Annotated in this window: 20 protein-coding genes; 11 read left to right on the forward strand and 9 right to left on the reverse strand. The window is 53.6% G+C overall.

The annotated features are described in order from the left end of the window. Position 1: 1 nt before the first annotated feature. On the reverse strand, positions 2-1,345 hold the full coding sequence (locus H7R76_RS11015) for an SrfA family protein (RefSeq protein WP_182967757.1): 1,344 nt from the start codon (positions 1,343-1,345) through the stop codon (positions 2-4). A gap of 258 nt (positions 1,346-1,603) precedes the next feature. Here H7R76_RS11015 and H7R76_RS11020 point away from each other — a divergent pair, with 258 nt between their 5' ends. Together H7R76_RS11020 and H7R76_RS11025 are read left to right on the forward strand one after the other, a co-directional pair. Continuing rightward, positions 1,604-3,199 carry an ABC transporter substrate-binding protein gene (locus tag H7R76_RS11020; protein WP_182967759.1) on the forward strand — a complete coding sequence of 532 codons (1,596 nt, stop codon included), beginning with the start codon at positions 1,604-1,606 and terminating at the stop codon, positions 3,197-3,199. 9 nt (positions 3,200-3,208) lie between these two features. Then, the gene (locus H7R76_RS11025; RefSeq protein ID WP_106926912.1) at positions 3,209-3,442 is read left to right on the forward strand and encodes a DUF2526 family protein; all 234 of its coding nucleotides are present in this window, start codon (positions 3,209-3,211) and stop codon (positions 3,440-3,442) included. 50 nt (positions 3,443-3,492) lie between these two features. Here H7R76_RS11025 and H7R76_RS11030 read toward each other — a convergent pair whose 3' ends face one another. Together H7R76_RS11030 and H7R76_RS11035 are read right to left on the reverse strand one after the other, a co-directional pair. Further along, positions 3,493-3,942 (reverse strand): DMT family transporter, encoded by a 450-nt coding sequence (locus H7R76_RS11030; RefSeq protein WP_106926914.1) that lies wholly within the window; start codon positions 3,940-3,942, stop codon positions 3,493-3,495. Further along, positions 3,939-4,457, reverse strand: coding sequence for a GNAT family N-acetyltransferase (locus H7R76_RS11035; protein ID WP_182930539.1), 519 nt, complete (start codon positions 4,455-4,457; stop codon positions 3,939-3,941). The genes H7R76_RS11030 and H7R76_RS11035 overlap by 4 nt, the downstream gene beginning before the upstream one ends. Before the next feature lie 38 nt (positions 4,458-4,495). On the opposite strand from H7R76_RS11035, the gene H7R76_RS11040 reads away from it, so the two are divergent. Together H7R76_RS11040 and H7R76_RS11045 are read left to right on the forward strand one after the other, a co-directional pair. Beyond that, the gene (locus H7R76_RS11040) at positions 4,496-5,071 is read left to right on the forward strand and encodes a helix-turn-helix domain-containing protein (protein WP_182930540.1); all 576 of its coding nucleotides are present in this window, start codon (positions 4,496-4,498) and stop codon (positions 5,069-5,071) included. Between the two features lie 174 nt (positions 5,072-5,245). Continuing rightward, positions 5,246-5,905: a GntR family transcriptional regulator gene (locus H7R76_RS11045; protein WP_106926920.1), complete on the forward strand. Its 660-nt coding sequence runs from the start codon at positions 5,246-5,248 to the stop codon at positions 5,903-5,905. 51 nt (positions 5,906-5,956) lie between these two features. Here the strand turns inward: H7R76_RS11045 and pqqU are convergent, their stop codons facing one another. Beyond that, a complete protein-coding gene (pqqU, locus tag H7R76_RS11050) occupies positions 5,957-8,068 on the reverse strand; it encodes a TonB-dependent receptor PqqU (protein WP_182967761.1) in 2,112 nt (703 codons plus the stop codon). A gap of 256 nt (positions 8,069-8,324) precedes the next feature. Between pqqU and yncE the strand changes: the two genes are divergently transcribed. Together yncE and H7R76_RS11060 are read left to right on the forward strand one after the other, a co-directional pair. Beyond that, positions 8,325-9,389 carry a 7-bladed beta-propeller protein YncE gene (gene yncE / locus H7R76_RS11055; protein ID WP_106926924.1) on the forward strand — a complete coding sequence of 355 codons (1,065 nt, stop codon included), beginning with the start codon at positions 8,325-8,327 and terminating at the stop codon, positions 9,387-9,389. Positions 9,390-9,532: 143 nt separating this feature from the next. After that, positions 9,533-9,754, forward strand: a complete 222-nt coding sequence (locus H7R76_RS11060) for a YgdI/YgdR family lipoprotein (protein ID WP_106926926.1) — start codon at positions 9,533-9,535, stop codon at positions 9,752-9,754. Positions 9,755-9,764: 10 nt separating this feature from the next. On the opposite strand, the gene feaR is transcribed toward H7R76_RS11060, so the two are convergent. After that, a complete protein-coding gene (feaR, locus tag H7R76_RS11065; protein ID WP_182967763.1) occupies positions 9,765-10,673 on the reverse strand; it encodes a transcriptional regulator FeaR in 909 nt (302 codons plus the stop codon). 233 nt (positions 10,674-10,906) lie between these two features. Here feaR and H7R76_RS11070 point away from each other — a divergent pair, with 233 nt between their 5' ends. Further along, entirely contained in the window at positions 10,907-12,406 is a 1,500-nt protein-coding gene (locus H7R76_RS11070) for an aldehyde dehydrogenase family protein (RefSeq protein ID WP_106926930.1), read from the forward strand. Positions 12,407-12,612: 206 nt separating this feature from the next. Then, on the forward strand, positions 12,613-13,029 hold the full coding sequence (locus tag H7R76_RS11075; RefSeq protein WP_182967765.1) for a hypothetical protein: 417 nt from the start codon (positions 12,613-12,615) through the stop codon (positions 13,027-13,029). A 66-nt stretch (positions 13,030-13,095) separates the two neighbouring features. Here H7R76_RS11075 and H7R76_RS11080 read toward each other — a convergent pair whose 3' ends face one another. From H7R76_RS11080 to H7R76_RS11090, 3 genes are all read right to left on the reverse strand, one after another. Continuing rightward, the gene (locus H7R76_RS11080) at positions 13,096-13,848 is read right to left on the reverse strand and encodes a hypothetical protein (protein WP_182967767.1); all 753 of its coding nucleotides are present in this window, start codon (positions 13,846-13,848) and stop codon (positions 13,096-13,098) included. Between the two features lie 119 nt (positions 13,849-13,967). Next, complete coding sequence (locus H7R76_RS11085; RefSeq protein ID WP_182967769.1) at positions 13,968-14,450, reverse strand: glutathione peroxidase; 483 nt, start codon at positions 14,448-14,450, stop codon at positions 13,968-13,970. Between the two features lie 27 nt (positions 14,451-14,477). After that, positions 14,478-15,389: a LysR family transcriptional regulator gene (locus H7R76_RS11090; protein ID WP_106926935.1), complete on the reverse strand. Its 912-nt coding sequence runs from the start codon at positions 15,387-15,389 to the stop codon at positions 14,478-14,480. A gap of 139 nt (positions 15,390-15,528) precedes the next feature. Between H7R76_RS11090 and H7R76_RS11095 the strand changes: the two genes are divergently transcribed. From H7R76_RS11095 to H7R76_RS11105, 3 genes are all read left to right on the forward strand, one after another. After that, the gene (locus H7R76_RS11095) at positions 15,529-15,837 is read left to right on the forward strand and encodes a superoxide dismutase (protein WP_182967771.1); all 309 of its coding nucleotides are present in this window, start codon (positions 15,529-15,531) and stop codon (positions 15,835-15,837) included. A gap of 193 nt (positions 15,838-16,030) precedes the next feature. After that, positions 16,031-16,621, forward strand: coding sequence for an NAD(P)H-dependent oxidoreductase (locus H7R76_RS11100; protein ID WP_106926939.1), 591 nt, complete (start codon positions 16,031-16,033; stop codon positions 16,619-16,621). 69 nt (positions 16,622-16,690) lie between these two features. Beyond that, a complete protein-coding gene (locus H7R76_RS11105; protein ID WP_106926941.1) occupies positions 16,691-17,353 on the forward strand; it encodes a putative quinol monooxygenase in 663 nt (220 codons plus the stop codon). A gap of 53 nt (positions 17,354-17,406) precedes the next feature. On the opposite strand, the gene H7R76_RS11110 is transcribed toward H7R76_RS11105, so the two are convergent. After that, complete coding sequence (locus tag H7R76_RS11110; RefSeq protein ID WP_106926942.1) at positions 17,407-19,353, reverse strand: putative bifunctional diguanylate cyclase/phosphodiesterase; 1,947 nt, start codon at positions 19,351-19,353, stop codon at positions 17,407-17,409. Positions 19,354-19,360: the final 7 nt, after the last annotated feature.

A 19,360-nucleotide genomic window follows, 5' to 3' on the forward strand; every position in this document is an offset into this window, starting at 1 on the left:
CTTACGCTCCCGTCTTCTTAAAGGTCAGCGCCACCACCGTTTTGGCATCGAAACGCGCGGAGCATACGGCAACGTTGCTGTTGCCCGGTTTGCAGCTGATTTCCGGCAGCGGATAGCGCGCGCCGTCACTGCACTGCGCGTTGCCGCGGCTTTTGATCATCAGCTCGCCGTTCTGGTGCAGCCCGGAGAACACCGCCGCTTTGCAGACAATATTGCCGTCGCGCAGCAGGCGTGCGGTGCCTTTATTGTTCTGAATCTGGTAGCGCAGATTGGGCGCTTTACCGGTATGGGCGTCGCTGATATCCATCTGCGCACGCCAGCTGCCGTTGAGAAAGCGGGTCGTTCCCGCGCGCATTTGATCGGCATCCATCACCAGCGCATCTTTTGGGATAGCGGCAATCACCAGCGGTTTTTCCTTTTCGTCTTCTTTCACGTCCGGCGTCGTTTTGACGCTTGCCTGATGCAGCGGCAGCCCGTCCGTCAGGGTGGGCATGGCGGGTGCCGCCGCCCGCAGCGGCGGTGCAATATCTTTTGCTACCGGCTCAGGCTCCGCTTCCGCCTGCGTTGAGGGGATCATCAACGGCAGCGCAATGGCAACGGCGGCGATAGCGGCCGCCAGCGGCAGCGCCCAGAGCCAGCGCGGACGACGCGGGGGCGTCATGACCATCGCCACCGGCTCCGCGGGTTCTGCCGGGCGGGTTTGTTCTTCCGGCTCGTCCTCCGGCAGAGTGTAAGCATCCAGGCGCGGTTCATTTGGCGAAATCAACGGGGCGTCGGCCTCGCTGAACGTGGCGATAACCGGTTCGGGTTCTTCTATTATTTCGGGCAGCTCGACAATCAGCGGCACTTCGGGCGGCTCGGGCTCCACATAACGCAGGCAGTCAAAAACGTCTTCGCGCGCGCCTTCGTTAAGGTTTACAAAGCCCCAGAAGCTGATGACGGGCTTGCCGTCGACGAGAAAGAGGTGGTTTTCACCGGGAAACTGCAGCGTTTTTTCCAGCAGCGCGCCGAACAGCTGCTGTGCCGTTTTTTCAGATTGCAGGCATTTCTTGCTGAGCGTCCGCGCGCTATCCTGCAATCCTTCTAAGTAGTGCAGCGCTCGCGTGCGCTGAGATTCATTCGCCGCTTTCCAGCCAATTGGCGTACCGTCAACCGGCGAATACCAGTCTACCCGGTCACCTTCATCGTTCAGCTGCGGTATCGCCAGGCAGTCGACCAGCGCGTCTTGCTTGCGTAGGCGCAGCGTTTCGCGCACCTGGAGCGCAGAGTGAAATACCGTTTGCCCGCCGCCGCCTACGGCCTGAAAGTCATCAAGACTTCCGCTGCGTAAAAGAGTTTTTGCCACGTTCCTGTCCCATAGACTTCTTCACGGCATTACTTTACGCAAAGCAAGATGCAACAAACGGTGAAAGAGAGGGGTAAATAGGGTAATTCTCCTGGCATTGAATATCTGGACTTAAGTAAAACCTGATGGGTAAGCGATGAAGAAACCAGCAAAAAACGGATATTCAGTATAACCTGAGACAAATTGGTTATTTGCCAGTTACCTGGCGCTGTGCTGTTATTAAGCCGTTCATATAATAAAATCGAAAGGCTTATAACCATGATGACAGGGAAAACGCTCCTCGCGCTGGCGCTCAGCGCGCTGTTGCCGGCAGGTGCCATTGCGGCCAATCATGACACGCTGGTTTATTGCTCCGAAGCTTCGCCGGAGTCCTTTAACCCGCAAATTGCCAGCTCTGGCCCGACGTTTGTCGCCAGCTCGCAAACGCTGTACAACCGCCTGATCAACTTTGACCCGGTAAAAAATACGCCCATCCCGTCGCTGGCGACCGACTGGACTATCTCGGAAGACGGCCTGACCTATACGTTTACGCTGCGTCAGGGAGTGAAGTTCAACAGCAACAAGTTCTTTACCCCAACCCGTGACTTCAACGCTGATGACGTGATCTTCTCCGTGTTGCGCCAGAAGGACAACGATCATCCGTATCATAAGGTTTCGCAGGGTAACTACGAATATTTCAACGACGTGGGTCTCGATAAGCTGATTAAGTCGGTGAAAAAAGTCGATGATTACCACGTGCAGTTTGTCCTGAACGAACCCAATGCCGCGTTTCTTGCCGATTGGGGGATGGATTTCGCGTCTATTCTTTCCGCCGAATATGCAGACGCGATGATGAAAAAAGGCACGCCGGAGAACGTCGATACCTGGCCTATCGGTACCGGCCCGTACGTGCTGCAACAGTACAAAGTCGATTCGCAGATTCGCTATCTTGCCAACCCGAACTATTGGGATGGCCCGGTGCCAACGAAACACCTGATTTTCGCCATCACGCCGAACGTTGAAACGCGGCTGGCAAAACTGCAAACCAACGAATGCCAGATTATTCCGGCACCGTCGCCGGTCCAGTTTGAGGCGATCAAAAGCAATCACGATCTGACGCTGCATGCGGTTGAAGCGCTGAACGTTGGCTATCTGGCGTTTAACACGGAGAAAAAACCGTTTGATAACGTTCTGGTGCGTCAGGCGCTGAACTACGCGACCGATAAACAAGCGATCGTTAACGCGGTGTTTATGGGGTCAGGTACGGTTGCAAAATCACCGATCCCGCCAAACATGATGGGCTATAAGAAGGATCTGAAGGATTACAGCTACGATCCCGAGAAGGCTAAAGCGCTGCTGAAGCAGGCGGGACTGGAGAAGGGCGTTGATGTGACCCTGTGGTCAATGCCGGTGCAGCGCCCGTATAACCCGAATTCACGCCGCATTGCGGAAATGATTCAGAACGATTGGGCGAAAGTCGGCGTGAAGGCTAAAATTGTCACCTATGAATGGGGCGAGTACCTTTCCGGGATCCGTAAAGGGGAACACGACAGCGCGCTCTACGGCTGGATGTCGGACAACGGCGATCCGGATAACTTCGCCAACACGCTGCTGGGCTGCGACAGCATTAAGACCGGCTCGAATGCCGCACGCTGGTGCAATAAAGAGTATGATGGTCTGGTGAAAAAAGCGCTGGTGGTGAGCGACCGGGCTAAACGCGCCGCGCTGTACGGCCAGGCGCAGGAGATCTACGCTCAGCAGGTACCGTGGATTGCCCTTGCCAATGGCAAAACGTTCTACGCCACGCGCAGCAACGTGAGCGGCTACAGCGTCAGTCTGATGGGCAGCGATTTCTCGAAAGTGAAAATCAATTAAGGAGCAGATATGTCACATTTGGATGAGGTCATCGCCCGCGTTGATGCGGCGATTGCAGAAAGCGTGATTACGCATATGAACGAGCTGCTGGTCGCGCTGAGCGATGATACGCAACTGAGCCGTGAAGAGCGTTTCACCCAGCAGCAGCGCCTGCGCGTGACCATTTCCCATCACGGCCAGCATCAGCGTGAACAGGAAGAGGCGCGAAGGGAGCATCTCACTGAAGGTGGCAAGATTTTGTAAGCCCTCTTGTAGGCCGGATGGCGCTGCGCTTATCCGGCCTACGCAAGCGATTAAAACTGGCGTTTTGCAATCAGCCACGCGCCGACAATCAACATCACTGCACCACAAACCGGTCCTACCAGCGCTCGCCAGGGTACGCCGTGGCTTCTCACCACATCCATCACCAGCCCGCCAATCAGCTGACTGGCGACCAGTACCGCAATCGTCGTTGCCGCCCCCACGTACTGATAGCCGCTAATGCTGGCAAAGACGAAGAATGATCCCAACAAGCCGGGGATCAGCGTCCACCATTTAATGGTTGAAACCAGTTCGCTCACGCCCGCCAGACCGTGCTTAATCAGCAGAATGCTGACAAACAGCACGATGCCGACTAATGAGTTCAGCAGCATCGCTACCAGAATCGTCGAAGCGGACTGTGTGATCCGCACCATGAGCGTGTTCTGGATAACCAGGCCAATCCCTGCGGCGATCAGAAACGTCAGCGTGAGGGATTGATTCATGCGTTACCGTCCGGGTCGCAGCGGTTATCCAGTTGCAGCTGCATAAAGGTTAAATCCAGCCAGCGGCCGAACTTGGTGCCAACCTGCGGCATTTGCCCGGTGGTGACGAAGCCGTGTTTGGCGTGCAGATGCAGGGACGCGTGATTTTGCGACTCAATCCCTGCCACCATGACGTGTTTGCCGCGACGTTTGGCTTCTTCAATCAGCCGGGTAAGCAGAATATGGCCCAGACCTTTGCCTTGATGCTCCGGGTGGACGTAGACGGAGTGTTCGACGGTATGGCGGAAACCATCAAACGCCCGCCAGTCGCCGTAGGAGGCATAGCCCGTCACCACGCCGTCTTCTTCGCTGACCAGCACCGGAAAATGGCCGAGCTGCCGCGCCTCAAACCAGGCAATACGGTTATCGGTATCGACGGTTTTATCGTTCCAGATGGCGGCCGTATGCAGTACGGCGTGGTTATAAATGGCCGCGATCGCGGCGCAGTCTTCTTTTGTCGCAAAACGAATAGACATAGTTGCACCCTGTATGTTGTTCACTATATTATTACGCCATGAATACTATTGAAGACAACCTAAATCAACGCATCGGCGCACGAATTCGCATTGAGCGTGAGTCTCGCGGCTGGTCGTTGAGCGAGCTGGCCGAGCGCGCGGGCGTGTCGCGGGCGATGATCCACAAAATTGAGCGCGGCGAAAGCAGCCCCACGGCAGCGCTGCTGGCGAGGCTGTCCGGCGCATTTGGCATCAGCATGTCAACGCTGATTGCCCGTGCGGAAATTCAGGAAGGCAAACTGCTGCGTTTTGCCGATCAGCCGGTGTGGCACGATCCACAGAGCCATTATCTCCGTCGTCACGTTTCACCGCGCGGCGAGCTGCCGGTCGATTTGGTGCAGATTGAACTGCCGTCGGGCAGCGATATTCCCATGCCCGCATCGGCCTACGCGATGGCGCGCCAGCTTATCTGGGTGCAGCAGGGCGAGCTGCTGTTTATGGAGGGCGAAACCGCGCATCGCATGCGGGGCGGCGACTGCCTGGAACTGGGGCCGCCAAACGACTGTCGCTTTATTAACGATAGCGGTCACATTTGTATTTATTTAGTGGTGCGTTTGAATATTCCTCTGACGTGATTTTATATCTTCTGAGGTTTTAACTGTGATAAACGGTGAAGCGCTCTTAGGGGCATAAATTTCACTAAAGGTTCGTTTCTGAAATATATGTTGTATTTTTCGCGCAAAATAACCAACTCCAGCTATTAATTATATTAGGGCTCTGAGCCGATTCTATGTGGAGTTATAATAAAAATGCTGGATTTTGCTAAAGCACAACGTATCAGTTTGACACAGCAGGTAGAGAATAATATCAAAAGCGCGCTGATCATTGGCGCACTGAAGCCGGGTGCACGATTAGTGACTCGGGAAATTGCCGTCAATCAGGGCATTAGTATTACGCCAGTACGAGAAGCGCTGCTGCGGCTGGTTTCTTCTGGCGCCTTGCAGGCCGCGCCTGCACAGGCATTTATGGTCCCGGTATTAAACCATTCTGGCTATCAGGAAATAAACCATATTCGTAAAAATCTTGAAGGAATGGCGACCGCAGCGGCGTCTAAACATATAACCATGGAAAGATTAAGGGAACTTCATCATCTCTCAGGATTATTTCATGAGGCAAAAGCTGTGGGCGATATCACACGGATGCTGCAGTGTAATTACCGGTTTCGTTTTCGAATATATGAATACGCGGAAATGCCCACGTTAATGACCATTATCGAACAATTATGGGTACGCGTGGGACCCAGTTGTCATTATTTATATTTAAATTCTATGGAACCGTTTCAGCAAATAAACGTATACCAGCCGTTGCTGTCGGCGCTGGAGAAAAAAGAATCTAACGCCAGCTATAGTGCTATATGTCAGGTTATTGATGAGTCCGCAAGTTTCCTGCAAAAACAATACAGCCATTGATGATTTCGTGAGTAAACCGTTTCCGGGGCTCCCCGGAAACGTTCAGGTTATTTATTCAAAACGCCACGCGACGTTGACCCCGACGCCATAGTTACGGCCGGGTGCCGGTTCGTAATAGCGGCCGTTGGATTCGTTAACGATCACCGAGCCAACGTACTGGCGGTCGAACAGATTGTCGACGCGGCCAAAGACGTCCAGATTCCAGTTACCGATATCGAATTTATAGCCGGTGTTCAGTCCGACAACGGTCCACGACGGCGCGCGAGCGGTGTTTTCGTCGTTCGCCATGATGTCGCTCAGATAGCGCACGTCCGCGCCCGCGTACCAGCCGCTTTCCGGCTCATAGCCCAGCGAGGCGAAGCCCATATTGCGCGCGATGCCCGGTATACGATTGCCGTTACAGTTTGCGTCATCGCACACGTTGCTGCGGTAGGTGGCGTCGAGCCATGTCCAGGCCGCTTTGGCACGCCAGTTTTCAGCAAACTGCTGATCCAGCGATAGCTCCGCGCCCTGGCGGCGGGTTTTTCCCGCGTTTTTGTAGCTGGTACGTCCGCCGCTGCTGGCGTCGGTGACAATCTCGTTATCAGTATCGGTCTGGAACAGTGCGGCGGTCAGCAGGCCATTGCCAATACGCGTTTTACTGCCTATCTCCACGGTCTCATTGGTTGAGGGTTGCAGGGCGAAGTTCAGCCCGCTGCGGTTGTCCGAGCGGTACGACAGTTCGTTGATGGTCGGGGTTTCAAAACCGCGACCGGCGGAGAGATACAGGTTCCACGCATCGGTCAGCGCGTACTTTAACGATCCTGCTGGCAGCCATTTGTGGTAGCTGGCGTCGCCGCTGTCGTCGCCATTTTTGGCGGTAATGTAATGGTCATTGGAGTCAAACCAGACGGAGCTGTAGCGTACGCCCGCGTCGAGGCTCAGCTTATCGGTCAACTGCCACTGAGTTTGCAGATAGGGGTCGAGGTTCCACATCAGGTTGCGCTCGTTGCGGCGCAGATTGCCTTTCTCGCCGTAGACCGGCGTACTGCCGTCCATGACGAAGTTTTCATAGCCGCGGCGCTTCTCGCTCATATTCTCGTAGTTAAGCCCCGTGGTGAGGGTCACCGGGACGAGCAGTTCGCCGCGGTGCGTCCAGCGGGTATCGATGCCCTGATAGTGGCGATCGAGATCGATCACGCCGCCGGCATGAGTCGGGTTAAGCTGCGGTCCGCGCGGAATCGACTGGTACTGTGTCGTCTGTCGTTCACCGGCGTACATCATCACGCTCAAATCATCCTGCTCGCTCAGTTGGCGCTCGTAGCGCAGGCCTGCCTGCGTCTGCTTCACGCTTTTACGCGTATTGTACTGATCGCCACGCGGCGACTGTTCGCGGTTCTGCTGCAGCTCGTTCTCATCCAGCCCGCCGGGATCGTTGGCTTTAATATCGACGCTGTTAAACAGCAGCGTCAGCTTGCTGGCATCATTGATGCGCACGCCGAGCTTGGCATTGGCCAGATTCTTGCGCGCGGCGCTGTGATCGCGATAACCGCGAGTGATGAATCGATTCGTCGACACAGTGTAATCAACATCGCCCGCGTGGCTGCCATCGCCAACCGCGCCGCTGGCCTTCATCACGTAGTGCCAGGTGCCATAGCTGCCGTAGTAGCTGCTGGCTTCAAGCGTGGTGGGCTGTTTGCCGCTTTCTGTGGTCACGTTCACCACGCCGCCGGAAGCGTTACCGTACAGCGCAGAGAAGGGGCCGCGCAGCACATCGATATGATCGATGCTGCCGATATCAATATTTGAGGTTTGCCCCTGGCCGTCCGGCATGGTGGAGGGGATACCATCAACGTACATCCGAATGCCGCGTACCCCGAAGGTGGAGCGCGAACCAAAACCACGAATCGAGAGCTGCAAATCCTGCGCATAGTTCTGACGGTTCTGAATTTGCAGGCCCGGCACCGCGCCCAACGATTCTGATAGATTCACGCGCGGCGTCGCATGGCGCATGTCCTCACCGTCGACCACGCTGACCGCTGCCGGGGTATCCAGTTCGGACACGGTCTGAGGGGCGGCGGTCACAATCAACGTTTGTTCGTCACTGGCCCAGGAAAACGGAGCAAAAACAAGTGGTAACAGCAGCGCAGGCAGCGCTGCTGAGCGTACTGTGATTATTTTCATGAAAAACTCGCAAAATGTACCAAATGGAACAGACTCGACTAGAGTAATGTTTTGTAAACACATTGAAAACTTTAGCAGCATAAATAGTTAATTTCAGGTAATTAAATAGAGGCATTTCGGTTGCGGATGCAAAGAAAAGCTCCACATTCCATGAATTAATGATTACTATTCGCATCTACAAAACGCAGCGCCATGACGCTGCGAAGGCTGAAGCCATGTGAAGCAGTAATCATTCAGTTCATCAAAGGGAGTCGTCATGTCATTACGTCAATTATCCGCACCGCGCCTGCGCCGTTCTCTGTTGTTGAGTGCTTTACTGCTGGCCGGGAGCTTTAGCGCACACGCCGCAGATGAAATGCTGCGTAAAGCGGTCGGTAAAGGGGCATATGAAATGGCCTACAGCCAGCAGGAGAACGCGCTGTGGCTGGCCACCTCACAGAGCCGTAAAACCGATAAGGGCGGGGTGGTGTATCGCCTGGACCCGGTCACGCTGGAAGTGACCCAGACAATTCATAACGACCTTAAACCGTTTGGCGCCACGCTGAACGCGCAAACCCAGACCCTGTGGTTCGGCAACACGATCAACGGCGCGGTAACGGCGATTGACGCTAAAACCGGCGATGTGAAAGGGCGACTGGTTCTGGATGGACGTCAGCGTAGCGAAACCGTGAAACCGTTGCAGCCGCGCCAGCTGGCGGTAAATGAGAAAACCAATACCGTGTACATCACCGGCATTGGTAAAGAAGGCAGCTCGGTATGGGTGGTAGATGGCGATAAAATTGCTCTGAAAACCACCATTGAAGGTACAGGTAGCTTCGGCACCGGGCTGGCGGTTGATGCGGATAAAGAACGTCTGTACGTGACCAACGCCGACGGTGAGCTGGTGACCATTGATACCGCCAGCAACAAAATCGTCAAGCGCCAGAAGCTACAGGATGACGGCAAAGAGCATTTCTACATCAACATCAGCCTGGACAAAGCCGGACAGCGTGCGTTCATCACCGATTCCAAACAGCCTGAGCTGCTGGTGGTTAACCTGAAAGATGGCAAGGTGCTGTCGAAGGTCGATACCCAGGAAGGGCTGGCGGTGCTGTTTAACCCGACGCGCAACGAAGTGTATGTGACCCAGCGTAAAGCCGGTACCGTGACGGTGATCGACGCCAAAGATTATAAAGTGACAAAAACCATCAAGACGCCAACCTTCCCGAACAGCCTGGCGCTGTCCGCCGACGGTAACACGCTGTTTGTGAGCGTGAAGCAGGAGTCTACCCGCCAGAAAGAGGCCACTGCGCCTGACGATGTCATCCGCATCGCGCTGTAATCACCCCGACGGGGGGCGCGTTGCGCCTCCCGCTCGCTCCCGATATAACTTCTGTTACATCCGTCTGGTTTCATTTTTTGCGCTCGGGCCTACAATACAGACACTTAAACCCACTGTGGGTAGGGTTAAATAAGGGAGATACCATGAATAAGCCGTTATCTATTCTGTGCGCGAGCGTCATGCTACTGGCGCTGGCAGGCTGTAGCAGCAATTACGTGATGACCACCAAAAGCGGGCAGACGATTGTGACGCAAGGAAAACCGAAGCTTGATAAAGACACCGGTATGACCAGCTATACCGATCAGGACGGCAACGCACGTCAAATCAACAGTAACGACGTGGCCCAACTGGTCGAAGATAACTGATTCTCGCTATTTAGCGGCCGCGCTTGCGATATTCTCCCGGCGACATGCCGAATCGCTGCTTAAACGCGGTGGAGAAGTGACTGTGGTCGCTGAACCCCCAGCGGTAGCCGATTCCGGCGAGTTTTTCATCGCCGTGCGCGCGCAACAGTGCCTGTGCGCATAAATCGAGTCGGCGGTTTTTAATATACTGCGCCACCACCAGACCTTTATCGGCAAACAGCCGGTAGAGGCTGCGTACCGACATTCCCGTTTCGCTGGCCAGCCATTCCGGGCGCAGGTGCTCTTCCTGAATCGCATCATCAATTAAGGCCATGATTTTCTGATACTGCTTCTCACGCCGTGACGGTCGGACGTCTTGCTGATGTAACATCGGGCGCAGCAGGCAGACCATGGCATCAAGCGCGGCTTCGCTTTCACTGGCTGATAGCTGCGGGCTGCTCATGCTCTCGTGCAGCAGGCGCTGGCTGAGCTGTACCATCGGTAGCGATTTATCCAGCCGGGTCGCCACGCTAATTCCACTCCCGCGCAGCTGGTTTTCCAGCAACTGTCGCGGCAGCAATAGCGAGACCTGACGCGACGTTTGCTGCCAGAGGATGGAGCAGGGCCGCGAGGCGTCGATCAGCGTCATATCGCCGGTTTCCAGCTGCACCTGACGATCATCCTGCTCAATGCTCGCCTGGCCGGAGAGCTGAAACACGGTATAGAACCAGGCATCGTTGCCGCTGCGGATCTCCTGACGAGTGCGGAACAGATTGACGTTGCGGGTGGTGACCGTGCTGAGCTTGAGGCTGCCCGCATAGCTGGTGTCTATCTCACCATGAAAGTCGCCATCCAACGGACGCGCGGCGAAATGCCCGCACACCTGATTGATTTTTGCCAGCCACGACTGATAGGTCTCACCGCTATTTACCGCTGCCATACGCCATCTCTGCAATGAAAATGTTTTGGCATTGTTGCATTTATGTTGCCTTTAACAAGGGCTCAGCGGGGAATATATGAAAGAACTATTACCTGTTGCACATTTCTGCCAGAGCAATCTGTTTAATTGCGGTCTCTGTCACAGCCGCACAAGCGAATGTCACACAGATAAAAGCGCCTTCGCCAGACCCGCCGTAGACTGAAATGACTAACCGCGAAGAATAAGGAGACGATATGTCCGCAGCACAGGTAGCGCTGCTCGCCAGCGTGCAGCAGTTTTTAGACCGTCAGCATGGCCTGTTTATTGATGGCGCACAGCAGGCGGCGCAGAGCGAAAAACGTCTCACCGTCTGGGATCCGGCCACGGGTCAGGCGATTGCCACAACCGCCGATGCCAACGCGGCGGACGTTGACCGCGCGGTGATGTCGGCCTGGCGTGCGTTTGTCTCCCGCAGCTGGGCTGGCCGCACGCCTGCCGAGCGTGAACGCATTCTGCTGCGCTTTGCCGATCTGGTGGAGCAGCATGGTGAAGAGCTGGCCCAGTTAGAAACCCTGGAGCAGGGTAAATCGATCAACATTTCTCGCGCCTTCGAAGTGGGCTGTACGCTGAACTGGATGCGCTACACCGCCGGGCTGGCCACCAAGATCAGCGGCCGCACCCTGGACGTATCGATTCCTTTCCCGCAAGGCGCGCGCTACCAGGCATGGACCAAAAAAGAGCCGGTAGGCGTTGTGGCGGGTATCGTTCCGTGGAACTTCCCGCTGATGATTGGCATGTGGAAAGTGATGCCCGCGCTGGCGGCGGGCTGCTCGATCGTCATCAAACCGTCTGAAACCACGCCGCTGACGCTGCTGCGCGTGGCTGAACTGGCCATCGAAGCGGGGGTGCCGGAAGGCGTGTTCAACGTGGTCACCGGCAGCGGCGCCGAGTGCGGAGCGGCGTTAACATCGCACCCGCACGTAGCGAAAGTCAGCTTTACCGGCTCCACCGCCACGGGTAAACAGATTGCGCGCGTTGCCGCCGACCGACTGACCCGCGTCACGCTGGAACTGGGGGGAAAAAACCCGGCGATCGTGCTGAAAGACGCCGATCCGGCGTGGGTGATTGAGGGCCTGATGACCGGCAGCTTCCTTAACCAGGGGCAGGTGTGCGCCGCCAGTTCGCGTATCTATATTGAAGCGCCGCTGTTCGATACGCTGGTCAGCGGCTTTGAGCAGGCGGTGAAATCGCTGCAGGTGGGGCCAGGTATGCTGGAGACCACGCAGATTAACCCGGTGGTTTCTCAGGCGCACTGCGCGAAAGTGGCGGCCTATCTGGACGACGCCCGCAAGCACAACGCGGAGTTGATTACCGGCAACGTCGGCCCGGATGCGCAGGGTTTCTACATTCCGCCAACGCTGGTCATTAACCCGGATGCCAACCTGCGCCTGACCCGCGAAGAGGTATTTGGCCCGGTGGTGAACCTGGTGCGGGTGGCCGACGGTGAAGAAGCGCTGCGCCTTGCCAACGACAGCGACTTTGGCCTGACCGCCAGCGTCTGGACTCGCGATCTGACCCAGGCGCTGAACTACACTGACCGTCTGCAGGCCGGCACGGTATGGGTCAACAGCCATACGCTGATTGACGCCAACCTGCCGTTTGGCGGCATGAAGCAGTCGGGGACGGGGCGTGATTTTGGTCCGGACTGGCTGAATGACTGGTGTGAAACGAAATCGGTGTGCGTGCGGTACTAATTTTTACCATCAGCACTCTCTCCCTTTCCGGGAGAGAGTGGGTCTAACGATGGAGCGGCAAACTCTGTTCGAATTCTCGCATTCAGACTTCTGCATGTCCTCAAAGTGATTCTTCTTCGAGAAGCGTTTCGAAAATCAATTGAATTCTAAAAAATCGAGGCAGAAGATAGAAGGCATCAAAAACCGAATTGATGCTGAGGATGACTATGTTTATTCAGTTCGAACCGTCAAATATAAAAATTATCACATCAAGTGATGCTGGGGTTTTCATCACAATGACAATTGCGCTTGAGCGTGACGAGCGAATTTATTTTTCTACTGAGGATGGGCTCCAGTTAGCCTCAGCCCCGTGGACTCTCCGTATCTTCCGCATGGGCAGCGAGAATGAAAATGTCGGAACGATGTACTATCTGCAAACACCGCCTGCTGCGCAATTAGACACGTGTCTTAAAAGCCAGGAGTTTGATTTTTTACTGTCATCTTTGATGACGGGAAATAAACCCCAGAATGTTTCGATCAATACCGATGGCATTGAGTTTTCTCGCGATAAAAAAGTGTGGGAGGTAGCGACTCAACCCACCATTTCCGCGCTTTCCGTTTATACACCGATGACTTTTTCTTAATATATCGATAATTTGTGTCAGAAACCGGGCGCTGTCTCTGACACAATAAACGATTTGCCAGTGCGGTTAAGGCGTAGCTTGTCCCGCGCCGACTTTAACGAACGGGCTACCGTGGCTGCGTGCTTTTTTGATTAACTTCCCAACATACAACTCTCTGATTTCTTTAGCGGCAATTCGGCCAACAAACTCCCTTCGTTGAGTGTCAGGGGCAATATTCAATTCACGCGTAAAGTATTCTTGCGAACCCGCTTTTACCCAGCACCGTATTTCGTAGACTTCCATAACCAGCCCACCATAAGTCGCATAAGCAAATTTTAAAGAGTCATCTTTTGGCACGTTTTTCCAGATTCCGCGCGTGGCCTCATAGAGTTCCAATGCACTCATACCGGATTTGTAGGTACTGTTAAGCAGAAATGCGAGGCCAGCGTGCTCCGGTGCAATCTCGGTTTCTTCTTGCAGCAGTAAATGTTGAAGAGAATCAAGGGTGATGCGCCCCATCAGCGAGCTGCTTCCACGCACTTTGTTCGTCAATTCACCCACGCCAAGGAGGTCGATACACGTGGCTTCAACCAGTTTGGCCGTGGGCTCGTCCATGCCATGTCGAAGAATATCGATGCCCAGGCTCTTCTTTGCCAGCAGCGCTTTAATACGCGCAGATTTTGGCGAGTCGTCGGGGTTTCTTATATGGTCAAAACAGCGTCCTGATTTACCTTTACCGATGTAAAAAGGCTTTTTGAAGGGATCCTCTCGATCATAAAAGGCATAAACATAGTACTTTGCTAAATCCAAAGATTTTGTATATTTCGCAATATCCTTCATTAAAAATGCTACCTTAGCCTGGTATTTTCATTGTTAATGATAATCGGCATAATCAGACAGAACTTAAATCGTCAGGTAAGCATTTTCTAAAAGTGCGAGGCTTTGATGGTTAAGCCTGGTTAACTTTTGAGCGCGTCAAGAATAGCCGCTTCCAATTTCTCCGGGGTGGTAAATGGCGCAAAACGTTTGAATGGTTTACCGTCACGGCCGATCAGAAACTTGGTGAAGTTCCACTTTATTCGCCCCCCCAGCACGCCGGGCAGTTCGCGTTTCAGGTAACGAAACAGCGGGTGCGCGCCGGCACCATTAACCTCGACTTTCTCGAACATCGGGAAACTCACCCCATAGTTGATGTGGCAGGTACGGGAAATGTCGTCGCTGCCGCCGGGCTCCTGTTTACCGAACTGGTTACAGGGGAAACCCAGTATCACCAGCCCCCGACCGGCATATTTCTGGTAGAGCGCTTCAAGACCCGCGTATTGCGGCGTGAAGCCACAATGGCTGGCGGTATTGACCACCAGAACCAGCTTGCCTGCGAAATCAGCCATGGCGACGGGCTGGCCATTCAGCGCGGTGGCGGAAAGTTGATAAAAGGTGGGCATAGTGAAATCCTCAGCGGTGAGATGGGGTTAAGATGACGCCTGTTTTTCCATATGGCTTAGCAGAAAATCAATCAACGCCTTCACTCTTTTCGTTTTCCCGGCGCTTTTCGGGTAATAAAGATAGACCGACGGATAGGTTCGCCAGTAGCGCTCCATGACGGGGATAAATTTCTCCCGGTCGGGCTGTAACTGATAAACCGGTTCAAACAGACGACCAATCCCCAGATTATGCCGAATACCGTCGGCCATCACCTCAATATCGTTGCTGATGAGCTGGCTGGGCATCTCAACGGTCAGCGGTTCGCCGTTGTCGTTCAGAATAAGCGGCAGGATACGATTGTTGGTGATAAAGCGGTAGCCAATTAACCGGTGACGGTTGAGATCGTCCGGCACTTCAGGCACGCCATATTCGGCGAGATAGGCCGCAGAAGCATACAACCCTTCACGGAACGATTTCATTAGCGGACGGGCAACGACGCCGCCGTCGAGAATATCGCCGAAACGAATGCCGAGGTCAAAACGGTCGTCGATAATATTCACGGTACCGTCATAGACCGATATCTCCAGCTGGATACCCGGGTATTGCTGGCAGAAGCCGGCCATTGCGGGTTTCAGAATCAACAGATAGGCGAAGCGTGAAAGCGTAATCCGCACCAGGCCAGAAGGTTCCCGATTCTGGTCGCGCAGGCTTTCCAGCGATTTCTCCAGCGAGTCCACCGCTGCGGTAGTTTGCTCAAGCAGCTGTTGGCCTGCTTCCGTCAGCTCAATACGCCGAGTGGTACGGACAAAAAGAGGGTGGCCGAGATGCTGTTCCAGCAGCTTGAGGGCATGGCTGACCGAGGGCGGCGTAATTTCCAGCTTTCGCGCGGCCGCGGAAATACTGCCTTCGCGAGCAATGCTCTGAAATATGCGTATCTGGTTATAAATCGCATTATTCATGCTGTCATCCTGAGTAAATCCCCGACTTATTCTTAACTATAGGCTAAATATGCTTAAGCCCATCGGCACCTAATCTTCCTGAATACAAGCAATTATACTTCAGCCACTTCCCACTGGTAACTGTGTCCAGGAGACCGTTATGAGAATTTTATGTTTGGATGTTCCCGCCGCCGGCGCCACGCTTGAGCAGTATGCGCCGCATCTGACCGCTGAAGCGCTGCACGCCTGGGGGCTTTATAAAGCCGGGTTTATCCGCGATATCTATTTCCGCCAGGACCGGCCCGGCGTTGCCATTTTTCTGGAATGCGACTCGGTAGATGAGGCGATGGAAACGATGGCTGAGTTCCCGCTGGCAAAGGCAAATCTGCTGTCGTTCGAATGCATCCCGCTGGGTTCATTTGTGAACTGGGAAAACTTGTTTAGTGCGGAATTTAAAGATCAAAAGTAGGCGGGCACGATGGCTCCAGGCGCGACGGGCGGTCTGTTGGTCAGCACCAACGTGCCCCCGCACCTTTGCCAGACCGGGCGGTGATTATTCGTTTTTAGCTAAAAGAGATTAAGTTATTACTCGTCTAAAAATAATAATAGGCCAGGTCTATACTGACTTTACGATACACATACAGCTAACTAACGCATTGAATATGAAAAATATTACCATTATTTCCGGGCATCCTGACCTGAATCATTCCATCGCGAATGCCACTATTCTGGGCGAAATCGCCGCGGCGCTGCCTGATGCTGAAATTCGTCGCCTGGACAGCCTGTATCCTGACGGAAAAATCAATATTCTCGCTGAGCAGGAAAGCCTGTTGAAGGCAGATATTATCGTCTGGCAGTTTCCATTTTCCTGGTACGGCCTGCCGGGGCTGATGAAGCGCTGGCTGGATGAGGTTTTTGTACATGGCTTTGCCCATGGTTCAAGGGCAAAACTGGGCGGTAAAAAGCTGCTACTTTCGTTTACCACGGGCGCGCCAGCGTCGCTGTATGACGCGCAGGGGCTCTTCGGCCACGCGGTTGAGGACTATTTAATCCCCTTTGAGACCACGGCAAGGCTGTGTAATCTTGAATTATTAGACCCGGTTTACACCTGCGGAATCAGCTATGCCGACAGGGATGCAGATAAAATTGCGCAGCAAAAAACGCAGGCCAGAGAACATGCCGCCAGGTTGGTGACTGTTTTGCAGGGGCTCTCGGCGAAGGGGCAGACATCCCGCAGCCAACCGGCAGCGTAGGGCGATCGGGCATTTTTTGCCAGCCGCTGACGACCGACTTTACCGTGTGACGTTGACAAAGGGGTCAATATGCAGAATATCGCGATCAATCTTTATGAACTTATCGTTAAAGCCAATCAGAGCGCTCGCTATGATGAGATCGCGGAGCAAACCATTTCAGCCTCTATCAGTAGCGAAGTTGGCACGCTGGCAATGTATGCTCTGAAACACAAGGATGATCTGCGACGGGCTTATATGGTCGAACTCTATAATGACGATGACGCTTATTACCAGCATCTGAATGGCGCAGCTTATAAGACATTCGCCGCCAATGCCGCGGAGATTATCGAGCAGAAACAGAAAATCACGCTGGTACCTCAATTTGTCGGTGATAAGCACGTTATTCAGGATGAACGAACCATCAATAATCTGGTGATTGTGGAGGTGAAGCCGGAATTCCAGATCGCATTCAAAAATAGCGTGTTGCCGGAAATGGCGACTTCGCTCGACGTGGAGCACGGCGTGCTTGCCATATATGCCGCAACGGACGTCACGAATGCCTGCCGCTGGTATTTTTATGAAGTTTATGCGAGCGAGGAAGACTATCAGCAGCACCGGCAAACGCCGCACTTCCGCGATTATATTACGCAGACCGCGGCAATAACGACCCGCAAACAGGCCATTCCGGTTAACCCTGTATTTCTGCGTAATAAAGGCGGAATGAAATCAACAATGGCATGCCGCCCAGGCTAACGATGCACGATGACCTGTTCGGTCCATCCATCAATAGCAGGGCAGCAGCGCTTTTACGATGACAGGGGGAATTTTCGATATTTAACCACGTCATCGATATAGGGCTGAGGTTTACTGAACAGATAACCCTGGGCGAAATCACAGCCCAGCGCCTGCAGGCTTTCCAACTGTTCCAGCGTTTCCACCCCTTCTGCAACCGCCTTCATATTGAGCGATTTTGCCATGCCGGTGATGAGCTTGATAATATTCAGGGCGTCTTCCTGGGTGGATATCGAGTGCACAAAAGATTTGTCTATTTTGATTTTGTCGAAGGACAGCCTGCTCAGTCGTGACAAAGAAGAGTAGCCGGTGCCAAAGTCATCGATGGCGATGGTTACGCCCAGGGATCTGAGCTTGTTGAGCGTATTCATCGGCGTATTGCTCTCGGTAAACAGCGCGGTTTCCGTGACCTCTAGCTCAAGGCGGTCCGCCGGTAGCCCGGTTTCTTTCAAAATAGACAGCACGATGCCGGCAAAGCCTTTGCTGCTGAGCTGCACCGGAGAGACGTTGACGGATATTTTGGCCGGAATCGCCCACGAAGCTGCCTCCCGGCAGGCCATTTCCAGCACCGATCTTCCCATTTCGTTGATCATGCCGGTTTTTTCCGCAACGGGAATAAAACTGTCCGGTGACATCAGCCCTTTTGACGGATGCACCCAGCGAATCAGGGCTTCATAGCTGTAAATCTCGCGGCTGAATGAATCCACAATGGGTTGATAATAAACCACAAATTCTTTATTCACGAGCGCAAGCGCCATATCATGCTCAAGGGTCCGGCGTTCCTGCAGCTTGTCCAACATGCGCTGACGGAAGACTTTAATCTTGCCTGCGCCTTCATTTTTGGCTTCATAAAGGGCCAAATCGGCGAACTTGTACAGATAGTCCGGGCGACGTTCCGTTTCTGAGATAACAATCCCGACGCAGGTGGTGATATTGATAATCGAGTTATAGATGGTGTAGGGCTGGTTGACGGATTCACTGATTTTTTGCGCCAGCAACACGGCACGATTTTCGGTCAGACCGCTCGAGAGAAACGCAAATTCGTCGCCACCTAAGCGATACAGCGCGTCGGAGGTAAAGTTTATCGAGCTCAGCCGATGGGAGATCTGGCGTAATAAGATGTCACCGACATCATGACCATAGGTGTCATTAACTTCCTTGAAGCAGTCCAGATCGAACAACATCACAGTGACCGAGGTGTTGTTTTCTTTGGCGATGTCGATAGTCCTGTTCAAATTTCCCCAGAAGAAATGACGGTTATTCATCTGAGTCAGAGAGTCATGGAATACGTCATATTCCAGTTTCGCATTCTGGATTTGCAGCTTTTCTTTCGATTTTTGCAACTCTTCAGCCAGGCTTTTCACCTGAAGGTGCGCCTTCAGGATGTTCCTGTTCTGATAAAATATCAGAACGCCCAGTATCGCACTCAGTATTATCAGCAGGACCGATGTCGCTGAGTAAATATAATACAGCGTTTGAATTTTGAGGTTGGCGTTATTAATTGAGTTAACATCTTTATTCAAGGCACCGGACGACAGGCGGCCCAGTGGGGTATCAAGCGCATGCATTTTTTTCAGGTATGCCTGGAGCTCCGGGCGGTCCATCTTCTCAAGATTCGCGTCCAGATAGTCAAGAATCTCCTCCAGCTTCACCGCCAGTAAATGATGCGGTTTATTGCTATCAATGTAGTGCCCCAGGTCGCCTTCTTTCAGTAAAGCACTCTGGCTGAGCATAATATCGAGGCGTAGACGCACCGCATCGAGGGGCATGGTGTCATCGATGGTGTACAGGCCTAACGACGATTCGAAGCGGTAATATTCTGACACCAGCTGTGCAGCAGACCATGAATCGGTGTAGTGGGTCAGCTTTTGTAACTCTTGTTGCCTTTCATGCACAAGGAAAGAAATATATCCCGTAGAAATAAAAAGGGAAAAAATGATGGCCGCCAGTATTCTGTTCATAATGCGC

The sequence above is a fragment of the Klebsiella sp. WP8-S18-ESBL-06 genome (genome assembly GCF_014169755.1).
Lineage (GTDB): Bacteria > Pseudomonadota > Gammaproteobacteria > Enterobacterales > Enterobacteriaceae > Kluyvera > Kluyvera ascorbata_B.